General features: G+C 35.6%; 15 protein-coding genes. 13 read left to right on the top strand and 2 right to left on the bottom strand.

The genetic code is table 11. From position 1 onward, the window contains the following. Positions 1-8 precede the first annotated feature (8 nt). Together WC622_RS08950 and WC622_RS08945 are read left to right on the top strand one after the other, a co-directional pair. Positions 9-2,390, top strand: a complete 2,382-nt coding sequence (locus WC622_RS08950) for a phosphocholine-specific phospholipase C (protein WP_372819310.1) — start codon at positions 9-11, stop codon at positions 2,388-2,390. 267 nt (positions 2,391-2,657) lie between these two features. Further along, complete coding sequence (locus tag WC622_RS08945) at positions 2,658-3,140, top strand: GNAT family N-acetyltransferase (protein ID WP_372819309.1); 483 nt, start codon at positions 2,658-2,660, stop codon at positions 3,138-3,140. A 177-nt stretch (positions 3,141-3,317) separates the two neighbouring features. On the opposite strand, the gene WC622_RS08940 is transcribed toward WC622_RS08945, so the two are convergent. Next, positions 3,318-4,568, bottom strand: coding sequence for a DUF2130 domain-containing protein (locus WC622_RS08940; protein ID WP_372819307.1), 1,251 nt, complete (start codon positions 4,566-4,568; stop codon positions 3,318-3,320). Positions 4,569-4,675: 107 nt separating this feature from the next. Here WC622_RS08940 and WC622_RS08935 point away from each other — a divergent pair, with 107 nt between their 5' ends. Together WC622_RS08935 and WC622_RS08930 are read left to right on the top strand one after the other, a co-directional pair. Continuing rightward, positions 4,676-5,890: an MFS transporter gene (locus WC622_RS08935; protein WP_372819306.1), complete on the top strand. Its 1,215-nt coding sequence runs from the start codon at positions 4,676-4,678 to the stop codon at positions 5,888-5,890. A 35-nt stretch (positions 5,891-5,925) separates the two neighbouring features. Continuing rightward, on the top strand, positions 5,926-6,300 hold the full coding sequence (locus tag WC622_RS08930; RefSeq protein ID WP_372819305.1) for a response regulator transcription factor: 375 nt from the start codon (positions 5,926-5,928) through the stop codon (positions 6,298-6,300). A gap of 47 nt (positions 6,301-6,347) precedes the next feature. Here the strand turns inward: WC622_RS08930 and WC622_RS08925 are convergent, their stop codons facing one another. Beyond that, positions 6,348-6,572: a hypothetical protein gene (locus tag WC622_RS08925; protein ID WP_372819303.1), complete on the bottom strand. Its 225-nt coding sequence runs from the start codon at positions 6,570-6,572 to the stop codon at positions 6,348-6,350. Positions 6,573-6,656: 84 nt separating this feature from the next. Between WC622_RS08925 and WC622_RS08920 the strand changes: the two genes are divergently transcribed. From WC622_RS08920 to WC622_RS08880, 9 genes are all read left to right on the top strand, one after another. Further along, the gene (locus WC622_RS08920) at positions 6,657-7,244 is read left to right on the top strand and encodes a pentapeptide repeat-containing protein (RefSeq protein ID WP_372819302.1); all 588 of its coding nucleotides are present in this window, start codon (positions 6,657-6,659) and stop codon (positions 7,242-7,244) included. A gap of 67 nt (positions 7,245-7,311) precedes the next feature. Beyond that, positions 7,312-8,886, top strand: coding sequence for a S8 family peptidase (locus WC622_RS08915; protein WP_372819300.1), 1,575 nt, complete (start codon positions 7,312-7,314; stop codon positions 8,884-8,886). Positions 8,887-9,064: 178 nt separating this feature from the next. Then, positions 9,065-10,837 (top strand): long-chain fatty acid--CoA ligase, encoded by a 1,773-nt coding sequence (locus WC622_RS08910; RefSeq protein WP_372819298.1) that lies wholly within the window; start codon positions 9,065-9,067, stop codon positions 10,835-10,837. Beyond that, entirely contained in the window at positions 10,815-12,533 is a 1,719-nt protein-coding gene (gene ggt / locus WC622_RS08905) for a gamma-glutamyltransferase (protein WP_372819296.1), read from the top strand. Before WC622_RS08910 ends, ggt begins: the two co-directional genes overlap by 23 nt. Before the next feature lie 75 nt (positions 12,534-12,608). Next, positions 12,609-13,835, top strand: coding sequence for a hypothetical protein (locus tag WC622_RS08900; RefSeq protein WP_372819294.1), 1,227 nt, complete (start codon positions 12,609-12,611; stop codon positions 13,833-13,835). Between the two features lie 9 nt (positions 13,836-13,844). Then, positions 13,845-15,557, top strand: a complete 1,713-nt coding sequence (locus WC622_RS08895; protein ID WP_372819292.1) for a DUF885 family protein — start codon at positions 13,845-13,847, stop codon at positions 15,555-15,557. Positions 15,558-15,791: 234 nt separating this feature from the next. After that, positions 15,792-17,105, top strand: a complete 1,314-nt coding sequence (locus tag WC622_RS08890) for an OmpA family protein (protein WP_372819290.1) — start codon at positions 15,792-15,794, stop codon at positions 17,103-17,105. A 176-nt stretch (positions 17,106-17,281) separates the two neighbouring features. Further along, positions 17,282-17,740, top strand: coding sequence for a MarR family winged helix-turn-helix transcriptional regulator (locus tag WC622_RS08885; RefSeq protein ID WP_372819289.1), 459 nt, complete (start codon positions 17,282-17,284; stop codon positions 17,738-17,740). Continuing rightward, positions 17,718-17,964, top strand: a 247-nt coding sequence (locus tag WC622_RS08880; RefSeq protein WP_372819287.1) for a 3-hydroxyacyl-CoA dehydrogenase NAD-binding domain-containing protein, incomplete at its 3' end; no start/stop codon positions are given. The genes WC622_RS08885 and WC622_RS08880, both read left to right, overlap by 23 nt.

Raw genomic sequence — 17,964 nt, 5'->3', positions numbered from 1 at the left:
TTTCCCCAATGGATTCGAGAAGAGATTTTATAAAAAAAGCAACATTATTATCGGGTGTTTTTGGCGCTGCTAACGTAATTCCAATGTCTATACAAAAGGCAATGGCTATTAATGCCGAACCTGGCAGTACATTTTACGATGCAGAACATATCGTTTTTTTGATGCAAGAAAACCGTTCATTCGACCACATGTTTGGTAAAATGAAAGGAGTGCGTGGCTTCAATGATCCAAGGGCAAAAACACTACCCAATCAAAATAAAGTATGGCTGCAGAGTGATGAGAAAGGAAAAACTTATGCGCCATTTCATGTAGATATTAATAAAACCAAAATTACCTGGCAAGGTGGTTTAGCGCATTCATGGCCTGACCAAGTTGCTGCAAGAAATAAAGGTAAATACGATAAATGGGTGCCTGTAAAATCGTTGATGACTTTAGGCTATTATAAGCGAGAAGATATTCCTTTTTATTACGCAATGGCTGATGCATTTACCATTTGCGATCATCATTTCTGCTCATCGTTAACAGGTACTACACCAAATAGACTCTTCTTTTGGACAGGCACAATTAGACCGGAGCAAAATGGAAATTCAGTTGCAGTGGTAAATAATTCGCAGGCCGAATCGCAAGATAATGTGTTTGTAGATTGGCAAACTTTTCCAGAATTGTTGGAAGATAATGACGTATCCTGGAAAGTTTATCAAAATGAATTGTGGACTGCAAAACTGACTAGCTTAGATAAAGACGGAGAAATTGACGATTGGTTGGGCAACTACGGCGATAATCCTTTGGAGTATGTTACTCGTCACCATGTAAAATTATCAGCTTATTTCCGTAAAAATGGAGATAGAACCAGTCATCCTGCTTTAACAGTCGATGAAGTTTTAGCGAAATACAATCAGCTCTCGCAACGCGAAAAAAATCTAATAAATAAGGCATTTACAACAAATATTGATAACCCTGATTATTTAAAATTAGCACCTTTTACGTTTACAAACGATGAAGGCAAAGCAGAAACGTTAAACATCCCGAAGGAAGATATTTTTGAACAGTTTAGAAAAGATGTAGATACTGGGAAATTGCCAACCGTTTCGTGGTTAGTAGCTCCACAACGGTTTTCAGACCATACCAGTTCGCCATTGTATGGTACGTGGTATGTTTCGGAAGCGATAGATATCTTAACTAAAAATCCAGAGGTCTGGAAGAAAACTATTTTCATTTTAACCTACGATGAGAATGATGGTTACTTTGATCATTTGTCGCCTTTTGTGCCTCCAAAACCAGAAGATTTATCAACTGGTAAGGTAAGTGAAGGATTAACCACTTGGGCCGATTATGAATTTAAAAAAGATAGTCCGATTGGTTTGGGTTACCGTGTGCCTATGATGGTTGCTTCGCCGTGGAGCAAAGGAGGTTATGTAAATTCGCAGGTTTTTGATCATACTTCTTCGTTGATGTTTTTAGAAAATTTCTTGAGCCATAAAACTGGAAAGAAAATTAAAAGCCATAACATTAGCCCATGGCGAAGGGCGATTTGTGGAGATTTAACATCGATATTTAGACCCTATACTGGGGAGAATATAAATACTCCAGCAAGGCTGAAAAGAGAAAAAGTTATAGGTGATATTCAGAATGCAAAATCTAAACCCGCTCAAGTAACGCCAACAGCTTTAGCAAAAGAAGAAATTGATAGAATAAATTCGTTAATGCCATTCCATAAGGATGCCTCTGAATTTGCACCTGTACAAGAAAAAGGAACAAAACTTGCTTGTGCATTGCCTTATCAATTACAAGTAGATTCACTTATTAATATAACTACTATTGAGCTAGATTTTACATCGCTTAAAACTTCATTTGGGCAGAAACTGGAAAATGTGGGTGCTCCATTTACTGTTTACACACCGAGTGCCTATCAAAAAGAGGCGGGCAAAACCTGGAATTATGCAGTAAATGCAGGCGGTTGGTTAAGGGATAGTTGGAAGATTGCAGATTTTGAAAATGAAATTTATAATCTCGTCGTTAACGGACCAAATGGATTTTTTAGACACTTTAAAGGTGATAAAAATGATCCGCTTTTAAGTTTAGATTGTACATATGAGCAAAGTGGTGTACTAAAAAAAGCGACAGGAAATATTCAACTTTTGCTAGAGAATATTGAAACGTCGGCTTTGCAAATTCAAATTACAGATGATGTTTATAAAGCAAATACTAAAACTATAACCATTCCTGCAAACAGTAAAAAAACAGTAACCTTAAATCTGCAAAAGAGCAATGGTTGGTATGATTTTAAAATTGAGGTAAAGGGTAAAACTAATTTCAGTAAACATTATGCAGGCCATGTAGAAACAGGTGAGGATTCTATAACAGATCCTTTTATGGGTGGGATGTTGTAAAAATTAGGGGCTCTTCGTCTTTGCGAGGAGACGAGTAATCTCCTAATTGCGTCGTGTAAGCAAGGAGGAGATTGCCGCAGTCGGTGAAGAACCTCCTTCGCAATGACGGACATGGGTTAGCGAACAACATGCCTTTCAAGTATCTATGTAGGTTGAATAACTCTTTAGGGTTGTATATTCTTTTGACAGGTGGGATAATTCTTTTTTACATAGCTAGATTTCTTTTTGTAGGTATGCGAATTTGTGATAAAGCACTAACTTTACATTATGCAACCTATAATACGACCAATTAAGTCTGGCGATGATGCTCCGCTAGGCAAACTCATTAAAAGTGTTTTAACAGAATTTAAAGCAAATAAGCCAGGTACAGCTTACTTTGATGAAAGTACAAACCATTTATCAACTGTGTTTGAAAACCCTAAATCGACCTATTGGGTGATAGAGGAAAATGGAGCAATAATTGGTGGAGGTGGAGTTTTTCCGACGGCAAACTTACCAGAAGGAACATGTGAGCTAGTGAAACTTTATTTATATCCAGCAGCTAGAGGAAGAGGGTTGGGTAAAGCAATTATGGATAAATGTTTTTCATCTGCCAAAGACTTAGGTTACCAAAATGTTTATTTAGAATCTATGCCTGAATTAAATAAAGCGGTAAGTATGTACGAACGGATGGGCTTTGAAAAATTATGTAGCTCACTTGGTGACTCAGGGCATTTTGGTTGTGATATTTGGATGGTGAAGAAATTATAACAAGCTCTGTTTTGTCATCCAGAGCGAAGTAAAAATCTATGTTGGCTCATTGCCAGCTGACTGACAATCGTAATGATAAAAAGGTTGAATAGTTATTTATAAACCATTGGGATACGCAATCGAGTTGGGTATGACTTACAATTCAAAGTCATAGTCTCGGAATGACAAATCTTTTTACTACTCCAATAATAAATCATCATCCTCATCGCCTAGGCTTAATTGGATATTATCATTACCAGAAATTCCTTCTATAGAACCACGAATATGCGCTGCATTTAATAACACTTTTTCTAACTGTTTTTCTCTGCTTTTCCATAAACGTTCCATGGCATCGCGTTCTCGCTGAATAGATAATTTCATGCTCATAAAACCCTCGCGGATAGCTTTCCATTGCTCAGAAAATTCGTTTCCGTTTAGATAATCATAGAGCATGTGCATTTTATCGCCTTTGTTTTCTTGCGTTTTGGTAGCGCCGAACAATTTTACAATTCCATCTCTCAGGATGTAAGAAACTGCTTTAACTTCGTCAAAAGAGCAAATCCACACCCCATCTTTTTCTCCGAAGCAATCCATCCCCTTTGGGTAACATTGTGTTACAATTACAGCAACATCTACGCCCATACTACGCATATCTTTTTTCAATTTCTCAATCCATTCCATCGAAAAATCTTTAGTACGCTTGCTCTCGTAAATAATTCTACCGCATTCCTGTCCGAATTGATTACGCACATTATGCACACAATCCGCTCCGCGAACACCTTTGCCAACCTCCTCAATTAAATCGAATGGAAATGTATTTCGTAGCAATTCTTCCAAGATTAATTCTTGTACTTCGCCTTGCAGTTGCATAGAACCTTGCTCGGCTTTGCGCTTCATTTCTTCCGCCAGTTTCTTTTGGTCGTCTAGCTGTTTCTCTAATTCTTTTACGCGAAGCTGATGCTCGGTGTCCTTCAAATTATTTTTCTCTAATTCTTGCTTGCGTACTTGTGCAACTAATTCTTCGCGTTGTTCTTGCAACTTACGTTGAATACTTAATTCTAATTCAGCTTCGCGATTTTTAATCTCTTGCTCTTTCTTTAGAAATTCAATTTCTTTAGCACGAGCCAGCTTTAGCTTTTCTTCGTTTTCTTCATTAGCTGCTTTAGACATTTTCAATTGGTTCTCGAAATCTGCACTAATGGTTTTACGTAAATTCTCAGCCATCGATGTTTGCAAAGCAGCTTTTTCTTGCGCTAATTTTTGCTCAAAAGCCAATTCTTGTTGCTTCTTTTGTTGCTCAAAAGCTTCCGCTTTTTTCTGAAACTCTTCTTCTTTTTGTTTGGTAAAAGAAACCATCTTCTCTCTCAAATCCTGTTTGTATTCTTCTGCCATTACTTCTTCAATAGGAAAAGTATGGTTGCAATTAGGGCATTTTATTTCTGTTGACATGTGGCTGTGCTTTGGTTATCCGAAATGTTGGATGAATTCAAAAATACAGAAATTATGGATAGGTTTTTACAGCCGAATGTCTATTTTTGTTTCTAACTAAACCCTCAATGTTCCGACAAATAATTAACGCTTATAAAACCTCTTTTTCTGGGTTAAGTAAAGAAACTTGGCTTTTAAGTTGGGTTATTTTATTGAATCGCTGCGGGTATATGGCGGTGCCATTTATGGGTTTGTATGTTACGCAAGCATTGCATCGCCCAGCTTCAGATGCTGGTATTATTATTTCTTTATTTGGATTAGGTTCTATTTTAGGTGCAACAACAGGCGGTAAACTTACTGATATGTTTGGCTTTAGGCCTGTTCAGATTTTTTCATCTTTAATTGGTGGTGCGCTTTTTTTAGTTTTCTCTCAAGTGAGTCATTTTAATACGTTATGTGTATTGGCCGTATTAATTAGTTTTTTTTACGATGCATTTCGCCCTGCGAATTTTACTGCAATTGCTGCATACGCTGCGGAAGGGAAAGAAACTCGTTCTTATTCTTTAAACCGTTTAGCAACTAATGTGGGTTGGGCAGTTGGGGTAAGTATGGGTGGAATTATTGCTTCTTTCAATTATCAATTACTATTTATTGTTGATGGAACGGTAAGTATTTTAGTTGCCCTAGCTATTTTTATGTTTTTGCCAGCTGTTAAAGGTTTTAGAAAAGCAGCTATTGAAAAAATGAAGGGTATTGTTGTACGCAAACCTTGGCAAGATCCATTATTTGTGAAATTTATTTTGTTGACCACAGTTTTTGCAACTTGTTTCTTTTTAATGTTTAGAGTAGTGCCCGTATTTTTTAAAGAAGTTTGGCATTTAGATGAAGCTTTAATCGGATTAATTTTAGGTGTAAATGGAGTAATTATTGCACTCTTTGAAATGATTATGATTAGTAAAATTGAGAACAAGCGACCAGCTGTTTTTTACATTGTAATAGGCGTTTTAATTGTCGGGCTTTCTTTTGCTGTGCTATTATTACCTAAATTTTTGCCAGTTGTTGTAGCGTTGTTAAGTGTAATTTGTTTCACTTTTGGTGAGATGTTTGCCATCCCGTTTATTAACACATTTGTAATTAAACGAAGCAACGAATTTAACCGTGGACAGTATGCAGCAGGTTATACTGTAGGTTGGTCTATGGCGCAAGTAATTGGCCCAACTGGGGGTTTTTATTTAGCAGAAAAACTAGGCTATAATTCCCTTTGGGTCGGCATTACCATTTTGCTTTTACTTTGCGCTTATGGGTATAGTGCATTGGATTATAAAGAAGAATTAATTTGCTGAAAACAATCCTTCTATTTTTTTGTTCATATTAGCATATGAAGAAACGGATACACATTTTAGAAGACGATAAAGATATAGGTTACATCATCGAATTTTTATTGAAAGATGAGGGATACGATTTACAGCTTTCCTCTACATTTAAAGAAATGAAAAAAAAGTTAAAGGATTCAATTCCTGATCTTTTTATTTTAGATGTAATGCTTCCGGATGGAAATGGGATTGAAATTTGTCACGATTTAAAGAATGACATTTTCACTAAACATATCCCGGTTATTGTAATGTCTGCTAATATTAGAAGCAAACAAATGAGCGAAATGGCTGCGCCAGATGATTACATTAGCAAGCCATTTGATTTAGACGATATTGAAAATAGAATTAAGAGATTAATAGATAAAAAAGCAGTGTCATAGGCTTTTAAAGAGATGAACCAGATTTAAAAGTCTGTGTTCATCTTTTTTTATTGGGTAAATTGCCAAGGCAAACGATCTATTTTATCGCCAATTAACTGCACGCTTTCTGCAGTTAGTTCTTCTTTTGCGTATTCTTCCATCATCCAACCGCCATCTTTTTTTCTTATAAAGCCAATCGGTTTATTATCTACGGTAACTCTATATAAATTTTTTTCTATTGGTTTTATTTTAACCATTCTTTCGCCCAAGCTATACACCAAATGCTCTTCCATTCGGTAAAACTAAATTTTTATTTTAACTATTTAGAAAAGGATTTCAACAACCTTTTTGCTATTTTGCAGCCCTCAATTTTTAGAATGGCAATAGAAGAAAATCTTTATTACGTTAATCAGGTATTCGAAAAAGTTCCACTTCCCCCAAAGGGATTACTAGAAACACAATTTGATGAATGCACTTTTATCAATTGCGATTTCACAGAAACAGATTTCTCACAATGTGATTTTATCAAATGCACTTTTGATGGATGTAATTTAAGTATGGTTAAATTTGGACCGATTGGCTTTGACAAAGTTCAGTTTACTAATTGTAAGATGATTGGTGTAGATTTTTCGAATACTAAGGATTTTCTATTTGCCGTAGATTTTACTAATTGCATTTTAGATTATGCCGCTTTTATGAAGAAGAAAAATCGTAAAAGTCACTTTAATAATTGTTCACTAAAAGGAACTGATTTCTCTGAAGCAGATTTAACATCAGCTGTATTTGAGCGTTGTGATTTAAGTGCTGCAGTTTTTATGCGAAGTATTTTAAATAGTGCCAACTTTACATCGGCCATTAAGTTTACTATTGATCCCGAAAAAAACTTACTCAGAAAAGCAAAATTCTCGGCAGATGGTTTAGCAGGTTTGCTCACCAATTATGGCATTGTTGTTGAAGAGAGCTAGCATAGGATTTAATACTAAAAACAAATCGACACCGTTTCAATACCTACGAATTTAACATAAAATATACATGAATAACTTTAAAAAATTAATTCCACTCGTATTATTAGCTGCATTACCTTTTCTATCATTTGGCCAAAAAGCTAATTGGCAAAACCTCGATTTTAAAAAGGATTCTATTTTTGGTATCAGTACTGAAAAAGCATATGCCGAACTATTAAAAGGAAAAAAATCTACCCCGGTACTAGTTGCTGTATTAGATGGCGGTGTAGATTTAAATCATGAAGATTTAAAAAGAGTAATCTGGACTAATAAAAAAGAGGTTGCTGGAAATGGCGTGGACGATGACAAAAATGGTTACGTTGATGATATACATGGCTGGAACTTTTTAGGCGGTAAAAATGGTTCGATAGAATTTGAAGCCTTAGAACTTACACGTTTAGTACGTAGAGATAATGCACGTTTTGCAGGTGTAACAGCGGCAACTGTAACTGCAAAAGATAAAGCAGATTATGAAACGTATATCAAAAACAGATCGGAAGTAGAGAAAGAGTTAGCAACTGCAAAAAGTAATTTGGCTGGTGTTTCTGGTTTTAAATTCGTGTTGGATGGCGTAGTGAAAAAAATTGGTAAAGAAAATCCAACTAAAGCAGATTTCGAAGCATTTAAATCTGCAGATCAGCAAGAAATGAGAGTTAGAGAAGCTTTGCTTGATGTATTAAAAGAGATGGATTTCAAGACTTTTTACGAAACACAAATTGCTGAAGGCGTAAAATATTATACAGGTCAGGTAAAATATAACTACAATATTGATTACGATCCAAGAGCTATAGTTGGTGATAATCCTAATGATAGTAAAGAACGTTTTTATGGAAATAACGACATTAAAGGCCCTGATGCTTTACATGGTTCACATGTAGCTGGTATTATCGGCGCAGATCGTACCAACAAAATTGGTATCATGGGTGTGGCTGATAATGTAGTAATTATGGGTGTACGGAATACGCCAAATGGCGATGAAAGAGATAAAGATGTTGCAAATGCTATTCGATATGCGGTAGATAATGGTGCAAAAGTACTGAACATGAGCTTTGGTAAAGGTTATTCATGGGATAAAGCGACCGTAGATGAAGCTGTAAAATATGCAGTGAGTAAAGATGTATTGTTAGTTCATGCAGCAGGTAACGAGAATGCTGATATTGATGTAGAAAACAATTTTCCTACTCATAAATATTTAGATGGCAGTGTTGCAAGTTCTTGGATTACTGTTGGCGCATCTGGGCCAAAAGATGATGAAACGTTAAAAGCAGCATTTTCTAATTATGGTAAAACATCGGTTGATGTTTTTGCGCCTGGTGTTCGTATTACATCTACTGTACCAGAAAATAAATACATTGAAGAAGATGGAACAAGTATGGCAGCGCCAGTAGTAACAGGTTTAGCTGCTTTAATACGTTCTTATTATCCAAAGTTAACTGCAATGCAAGTAAAAGAGATTATTATGAAATCTGTAGTGAAAGTGAACCATAATGTTTCAACTATGAAAGGTGCAGATACAGTAAGTATTCCATTTGCAGATTTATGTGTGACTGGAGGAATTGTAAATGCCTATAACGCATTAAAATTGGCAGCCACTTATAAATAGAATTCCAATTGACATAAGATTTAGCCTCGATAATTTATCGGGGCTTTTTTTGTACTGCTTTACTCAGAAAGCAATAAATTGCTATGCATGCAGAATAAATTTAAAATCGGTTGTTGCAGAAAAGATAATTTATTAGATTTGAGAAACGGCAGTAGTAGCCAAGTTAAAAAGTCATCCCATGTCTACAACCATAACCAGAGTATTTGATCTTTTAAAATATAACCTCGAGAATTTTCCAAAACCAGAATTTATTAGCGGGAAGACTAACGGGAAATGGAAGAAATATAGTACCCAAGAATTTTGTGATGTAACTGATAACCTTAGTAGAGGTTTAACTACATTAAAAATTGGAAAGGGCAGTAGAGTTGCAGTAATGTCGCATAATAGACCAGAGTGGAACATTTGTGATTATGCAATTATGCAATTGGGTGCCTATCAAATTCCGCTTTATCCAACTTTAGCAGAGCATGATGTTAAGTTTATTATTGAGAATGCAGATATCACTGTAGTTTTTGTAAGCGATGAAGCGATTTGTCAGAAAGTAAAAGCCGTTGCTAAGGAGTTAAAACATGCTATTAAAATTTACACATTTAACAAAGTTGATGGCGCTGAAAACTGGCAAGAATTGATTGATGAGGGTAAAGCTAAACCAGAAATAGACTTAGAAACCTACAGAAATGCAGTAAAAGGCGATGATATTTTAACCTTAATTTATACATCTGGGACTACTGGCACACCAAAAGGTGTAATGCTTACACATGATAATTTGGTGCAGAACTTTGAAAAATCAGCTATTATTTTTCCTAAAGAAGTAAAAACAGCATTAAGCTTTTTGCCTTTGTCGCATATTTTCGAAAGAATGATTTCCTACCTCTATGTCTATTCAGGGGTTTCTATCTACTATGCTGAAAGCATGGATACCATAGTTGCCGATATTCAAGAGGTTAAACCAAATGCATTTTCTACTGTACCTCGATTATTAGAAAAGGTGTACGATAAAATCATGGAAAAGGGAAAAGATTTAAAGGGAGTTAAAAGAGGTATTTTCTTTTGGTCTTTAGCTTTAGCCGAAAAATATGATTTTAAAAATGGATGGTGGTATAATTTTGAATTAAGCATAGCTCGAAAATTGGTATTTAAAAAATGGCAAGAAGCATTAGGTGGTCGGATTGTGGTGCTGGCATCTGGTGGTGCAGCATTAAATCCAAGATTGGCACGTATATTTTGGGCTGCGGGTATGCCTGTTTTCGAAGGCTACGGTTTAACTGAAACTTCGCCAGTAATTACTGTGAATCATTTTGGCGCTACTATGTTTGGGACAGTTGGCCCAGTTATAGAAGGTGTAGAGATTAAAATTGCAGAAGACGGTGAGATTTTAACGCGTGGCCATCATATTATGAAAGGTTATTATTTAAGAGATGACTTAACCGCCGAAAGCATTGATAAAGATGGCTGGTTCCATACTGGAGATATTGGTGAGATTTTACAAGGAAAATTTTTAAAAATCACTGATCGTAAAAAAGAAATTTTTAAAACTGCCGGGGGAAAGTACATCGCTCCTCAAATGCTAGAAAACAGATACAAAGAATCGCCATTAATTGAACAAATTATGGTATTAGGTGAAAACAGAAAGTTTCCAGCAGCTTTAATTGTACCTGCTTTCCCTGCTTTAAAAACTTGGTGTGATAAAAAAGGGATACCCTACACTAGCAATGAAGAAATGATTTCTAATGAGCAAGTAATTGATAAATTTAACCGCATAATTACTACTTTAGGAACTGAATTTGGCAAATGGGAACAAGTGAAACGTTTTGCATTATTAGCAAAAGAATTTAGTATTGACGGCGGCGAACTCACACCAAAATTGAGCTTTAAACGTAAAGTTATTCTAGAAAAAAATAAAGACATCATCGAAAAGATTTATAAAGATGCAGAGAATTACAAAGTATAAATTGAAAATTACAGGATTTACCTGTGCAGTACTGGCAACAAGCTTATTGTTAAGTTGCGTTGGCGGTCAGTTAGGTAAAAATAATAGTGGTGAGTTTAGAAATGGAATGGTGGTTTCTGCAAATGAAGTCGCTTCAGAAGTTGGCGTAGAAATACTAAAAAAAGGAGGTAATGCGGTTGATGCAGCCGTTGCTGTTCAATTTGCATTAGCCGTTGTTTATCCAAATGCTGGTAACATTGGTGGAGGGGGTTTTATGGTATATCGTTCTGCCAAAGGCGAAATTAATTCATTAGACTTTAGAGAAAAAGCTGGTGCAAATGCAGGTAGAGATATGTATTTGGATGCTGCGGGGAATCCGATAGTTGATAAAAGTTTACATGGACAATTGGCAGCTGGCGTGCCTGGTTCTGTAGCGGGCATGGCTGAAGCACATCAAAAATATGGTCATTTAAAATGGGAGGATTTAATCGCCCCAGCTATACATTTAGCACAAGATGGGTTTAAATTATCGGCCAGACAAGCCAGAGAATTAAACGGATTAAAAGGCACGTTTACAAAATTAAATCCTTTAGGTACCGTATTAGTAAAAGATGCTAAATGGGTAGAGGGTGATGTTTTAGTGCAAAACGAATTAGCAAATACTTTAAAATTAATTGCAAATAAAGGTAGAAGCGGTTTTTATGAAGGTGCTGTTGCCGATTCAATTTTAGCCGAAATGCAACGTGGTGGTGGAATTATTACAAAACAAGATCTTGCTTCTTACAAAGCAATTTGGCGCAAACCTGTAACTGGAGAATATAGAGGTTATGAAGTAATAACCATGCCGCCACCTTCAAGCGGCGGAATCGCTTTAATTCAATTGCTAAAATCAGTTGAGCCTTACCCATTAACTAAATGGGGTTTTAATTCAGATTCTACCGTTCAATTAATGGTTGAAGCAGAGCGAAGAGTGTATGCAGACAGAGCTGCGCATTTGGGAGATCCAGATTTTTATCCTGTTCCTCAAACAAAGTTGATCGAAAATGGATACATAAAACAACGCATGAGTACGTTTAATTGGCAAAATGCTAGTACAAGCGCAGAAATTAGTGCTGGTGAAATTGCGCCAAGAGAACACGAAGAAACTACTCATTTTTCTATTGTGGATAGAGATGGGAATGCAGTTGCAATTACTACAACTTTAAATGGATCGTATGGTGCTGGTGTTGTTGTAAAAGGTGCTGGTTTCTTATTGAATAATGAAATGGATGATTTTTCTGTGAAACCTGGTGCACCTAATATGTACGGATTGGTTGGTGGAGAAGCAAATGCTATTGCTCCCAATAAGAGAATGTTAAGTTCTATGACGCCTGCGATTTTGTCTAAAGATGGTGAATTATTTATGGTGGTAGGTACGCCGGGCGGTTCTACTATCATCACATCCGTTTTCCAAACCATTTTAAATGTAGTCGATTTTAACATGTCGATGCAAAGTGCTGTAAATGCAAAGAAATTTCATCATCAATGGTTGCCAGATGAAGTTGCTATTGAAGATAAAGCATTAGATAGTTTAACAACAGAAAAGCTAAAAGCTAAAGGATATAAAATCGTTAATCGAGGTGCAATTGGTAGAGTAGATGCCATTCTTAAAACTAAGTGGGGCTATTATCAAGGTGGTGCAGATCCGAGAGGAGATGATAAAGCGGTAGGTTGGTAGTGTTGTGAATATATTTTGATAAATATACATGCAACAGTTTATTAGATTATAAAGTCATTTGATTAAATTCATTTTATGAAAATCAAATTCTTATTATCCTTTTTCTTCATTTTTCTAGGTGTATTCAATGTTAAATCTCAAACCTGTAATTGTATCACCGACTTAGATGAGATAGCAAAAGCGGTTAAAAAAGCGCCAAGTTATAAAGATGGGGTAAAAGAAAAAGGAGAACCCTTTTTCGAAACGAAACTGAAGAAAATTAAAAATCAAATTATACAGGACCCTCTGCAGACCAAAAACTGCTCTGCTTATATCCAGAAATACCTTAAGCTTTTTAATGATAAACATTTAACCCTTTATTTCGATTACAGCAAAATAAAGTCGCAAAAGGATGTGCTTGAATCAGAATTGTACAAACAAAATCAGTTTGTAAAAATCGATTCTAATCAATTAAAATTTATAGACGAGATAGAAGGTATATATTATGATGTTTACAAGTATTACAAAGTTGCAGTAATTAAAGATACAACTAACCTCAATCAGTATTTGGGTGTCATTTTAACAAGTAGAAATGGACTTTGGAAGAACGGTCAGGTTAAATTTGTTTTAAAGAAAAATGAAGACAAAAGTTACGATGGCTTTTTTTATGATGATATTCATTTTGCAAAATATAATAGTGTTACTTATTCTGATCAAAAATTACTCGGAGTAGAATGGATTAAACAAGAACGGATTAAGTTGGAACCAATTAATCCTTTTATTGTACCCACAAAAAAGAAATGGGATTATCAAAAGCTAGATGAAGAAACAGATTATGTCTACTTGGGAACTTTCAGCGGAATGTTAGCCTATGAAAGTGATACATTTTATAGGGATCTTATTCCTAAATTGAAAGGCAAAAGATTAATTGTTGATGTAAGAAACAATACGGGTGGTGGAGAAAGGAGTTACAATATGTTCTTGAATTTTGTAAATAGCAGTGCTTGTGCAGCTAAACAGATTGCCCTCATACAAAATTCAACATGCGGCAGTGCAGGTGAACATTTTATTTTAGCGATGCGCAAAAATCCGCTCGTTAAAACATTTGGAGAAAATTCTGCTGGTTTTATGGGTTATGGTTATGGAAATAGGGCAAGTATTACAATTAAAACATCGTGTTTTAATTATATTTCGGAAATAACAGAAAATAAATATCCGTCTTTTAAAATATATGAAACGGTTGGCATACCGCCTGACGTAAAATTATTAAGAGATAAGGATTGGATTAAACAAGTTATTGCATATTTAAGTACAAATAAATAATTATCTGCTATGCGTAAGCTATTATTCTCCCTTCTCATTTTAACACTAATTAGTCAAGTATCAAATGCACAAAGCAATGAAGAGAGTAGTGTAAGTGCATTTATTAATCAGTATCAGGCAGATGAAACCATGCTTGGACGTAAGTATACATTAAAACGTTCTGAAGAATATTTTCAAAGAATGGAACGCTTTTATACAGATTGGTTAACTAAATTAAGAACACTGCCTTTTGCTAACCTTAATGTAAATGAACGTGTAGATTATACCTTGCTTAAACGCGATATTAATACAGATTTTAGAACTCTGCAAGAATCCTATACAGAATTCAAAAACACAAATTTTACCATTCCTTTCGCAAAAGCGATAATTGATTTTGAGCAAAAAAGAAGAGTAGGTAAACAACAAAATGCGAAAGAAACTGAAGAAATTTTCAGTAAGCTAAAAGATGATATCGATAACGCGACCAAAGCAGTACTGAATCAGCAGCTTACATTAAATCCTGTGCAAGCAAATTGGGCACAGCAAACGGTCAATCAGTATTTAACTGTTTTTACAGAAGCGTATAAATTTTACGATGGTTATGATCCACTGTTTACAAAAGCGACTAAAGGCATTTACCCAAATGTGGTGAATGCATTAAAAGAGTATGCTGCCGAATTAGGGAAAATAGCAAAACTATCGAACGTAAAAGATGATGGTAGCGGAATTTTAGGTAATCCTATTGGAAGAAATGCTTTATTAAGTAATTTGAAAGATGAGATGATTGCTTATACGCCAGAGCAAATAGAAGCAATCGCTATGCGAGAATTTGCTTGGTGCGATGCAGAGATGTTAAAGGCATCACAACAAATGGGTTTTGGTAGCGATTGGAAAAAAGCATTAGAAAAAGTAAAAACAGATTATCCAGACTTAGGAAAGCAACCCGAATTAGTTTACGAATTAGCTAATGAAGCTATTGATTTTGTAGAAAAGAATAACTTAATCAAAATTCCAGCAATGGCTAAAGAAGGTTGGAGAATGAGAATGTTAAGTCCACAAGAGCAACAATTTGCGCCTTTTTTTTTAGGAGGGGAATCTGTTTTAATCGCTTATCCGACAGAAGAAATGAGTGAGGATGCAAAAATGATGACCTTAAGAGGAAATAACAGACATTTTTCTAGAGCTGTAGTTTTCCACGAATTAATACCAGGTCATAATTTGCAATATTACATGCAAAGCAGGTATAAACCTTATCGCAGAGGTTTTGGCACTCCTTTTTGGACAGAGGGCTGGTCTTTATATTGGGAAATGTTGCTGTGGGATAAGAATTTTGCGAAAACACCTGAAGATAAAATTGGCATGTTGTTTTGGAGAATGCATCGCTGCGCTCGCATCATTTTTTCTATGAACTACCATTTAGGTAAATGGACACCAAAACAATGCATTGATTTTTTAGTAGAACGGGTGGGTTTTGAAAGAGCAAATGCAGAAGCGGAAGTGCGCCGTTCTTTTACCGGCGGGTACGGACCGCTTTACCAAATAGGTTATATGCTTGGTGGATTAGAATTCAGAGCACTGCATAAAGAATTAGTAGAAAGTGGAAAAATGACGGATATCCAGTTTCACGATAGAATTTTAAAAGAAAATAATATGCCTGTGGAAATGGTTAGAGCAATTTTAACGCAACAGCTCTTACCGGAAAACTTTACAACCAACTGGAAATTTGCAGGTTTAATTCAGTAAAATGAAACAAAATAGATACTTGTTTGTTTGCCGTTCTTCAACACTTTTACTTAAATTTTGTATAGCAAACTACACACTTTTTAACATTTTTTAACAAAAAATCCTCTATTAAAAATGTCCTAAGTACTTATGAATAAGTAGAATAACGTAAAAATATTAATTTTAAAACCAGCTTTGGTATAGCGATTGACTATTGCAATGTAAATAGCAAAAACGCTTATTAAAATTAGTATTATGAAACTCAATCTATTAAAATGTTTACCAGTTGCCTTAGCTGGTTTATTTATTGGTGGTGCTGCACAAGCGCAAACAACAACATCAACAATGGCTCCTTTTAGAACATGGTCTATTGGAGTAAATGCAGGTGTAATTTCTCCAATCTCACCACTAGGTGGACAAAACGATTATTCTAACTGGGAATCTAGCTTGGGATACGGTTTATACATCAAAAAACAAATTACACCATATTTCTCTTTACGTTTAGATGGTAATAGAGGTAAAGCAAAAGGTGATAATTTAGAGCCGTACAATGGCGGCGCAAATGTTAGTCCTTTTAAATCTTTTTCAACTGATTTAAATTACTCAGGAAGTTTAAATGCTGTCGTTAATATGTTTAATTGGAGCATGTTTAAACAACAAAATAATGCACAATTATATGCTTCTGTTGGTGGTGGTTTCGCAAATTATACCACAACTACTGTAAACTCTGGTGGTACAACAGTAGAAAATGCAACAGTAGATAAAATGATTATCCCAGTAGGATTAGGTGCTAAATTTCGTTTAGCAGAAGCAATAAATCTAGATTTAGGTTGGACCATTAGTTTTGTAGATGGTGATACTTTTGACGGTTATGCAAGAGGAGCAAATGATAAATATAACTATGCTTATGCTGGTTTAGAATTTGCTTTGGGTAAAGGAAAACAATTAGCTTTTTATAGTCCAACAGCAGCAACTTATGACGAAGCTGTAGCAGCTAAAAACATTGCAAGCGGTTTAAAATCTGATTTAGATGCTCAAAAAGCTGAAAATGCTAGATTACGTTCAGAAATGGGCGATTTATTAAAAGATAGCGATGGTGATGGTGTTGCAGATAAATTAGATAAATGTGCTGGAACTCCTGCAGGTACTGTAGTTGATGGTTCTGGTTGTCCATTAAAAGTGCCAGCTCCACAAGTTACAGAAAGAGTAATTGTTACTGAAGCAGACCGTAAAGTTGTTGCAGATGCGATTAAAAACTTAGAATTTGATTTAGGTAAAGCTACTATTCGTTCAAAATCTTATGCTACTTTAAATAGAGTTGCTGCATTATTAATGGAGAAAAACTTTAGCTTAAAATTAGCAGGTCATACAGATAACACAGGTTCAAACGAACTGAATATGCGTTTATCTAAGGATAGAGCAGAATCAGTAAAATCTTATTTAGTATCTCAAGGTGCTAATGCAAGTAGAATTGAAGCTACAGGTTATGGAGAAGATCAACCAATTGCAACTAACAAAACTGCAGCTGGTCGTCAGCAAAACCGTAGAGTAGAATTTACTTTATACTAGTACAAATCATCCTTAAATAGTAAAAGCGTTCCGAGCAATCGAAACGCTTTTTTTTATGTAAACAGACTTGGGAAGTATAAAGCAATCTCCTAGTATTATACTTCTAAAATATTTTCACATTCTACTTGCATCATAAATTCTTATTGCATAAATTTGTTATGCAAGCATAGTATTTAATGAAGCAGAAAGAAACAGTAGATTATTTTTTAAAGGTAGTTTGGCAGAACGTGGCCAATACATATAACCAGATCGCCTCTGGTTTTGGAATAACCCAGGCAATTGGGTATGTTCTGATCAATATTGACAAAGAAGGTACGGCCGTGACACAGCTTGCAGGTTTGCTGGGTGTAAAGGCGACCAGTCTGTCCCGGATGTTAAACAATATGGAAGAACTGGGGTTGATCTACCGTGAGGCTTCATTGGGCGACAAACGCTCAGTAAAGGTTTACCTGACTGAGTTTGGGGTGGAAAAGCGACAGCTGGCCAAGGGTGTCGTGATCTCTTTCAATGAATACCTGAACGCAAATCTGACCATATCGGAAAAAAATAACCTGATCAATACTTTGCAGAAGCTCAACAAACTCACTTTAGCATATTCAATCCCTACTCAAGATGAGGAACAAAAAAATAAATAAGGTTGCGGTACTGGGCTCCGGTATTATGGGTTCCCGTATCGCATGTCACTTTGCCAATATAGGCGTAGAGGTGCTGCTGCTGGATATCGTCCCTAAAGAGGGGCCCAGGAACAGTATTGTCGATACCGCTTTGCAAACTGCCGTAAAAAACAATCCTTCACCCGTATACTACAAGAAAGTGCTGAGTAAGATCGGTACCGGTAATTTTGAGGATGACATGGCAA

This window comes from Pedobacter sp., from assembly GCF_041662865.1.
Lineage (GTDB): Bacteria > Bacteroidota > Bacteroidia > Sphingobacteriales > Sphingobacteriaceae > Pedobacter.
The sequence above is the reverse complement of the archived record's forward strand: the minus strand, read 5'-3'. Positions and strand labels throughout refer to the sequence as shown.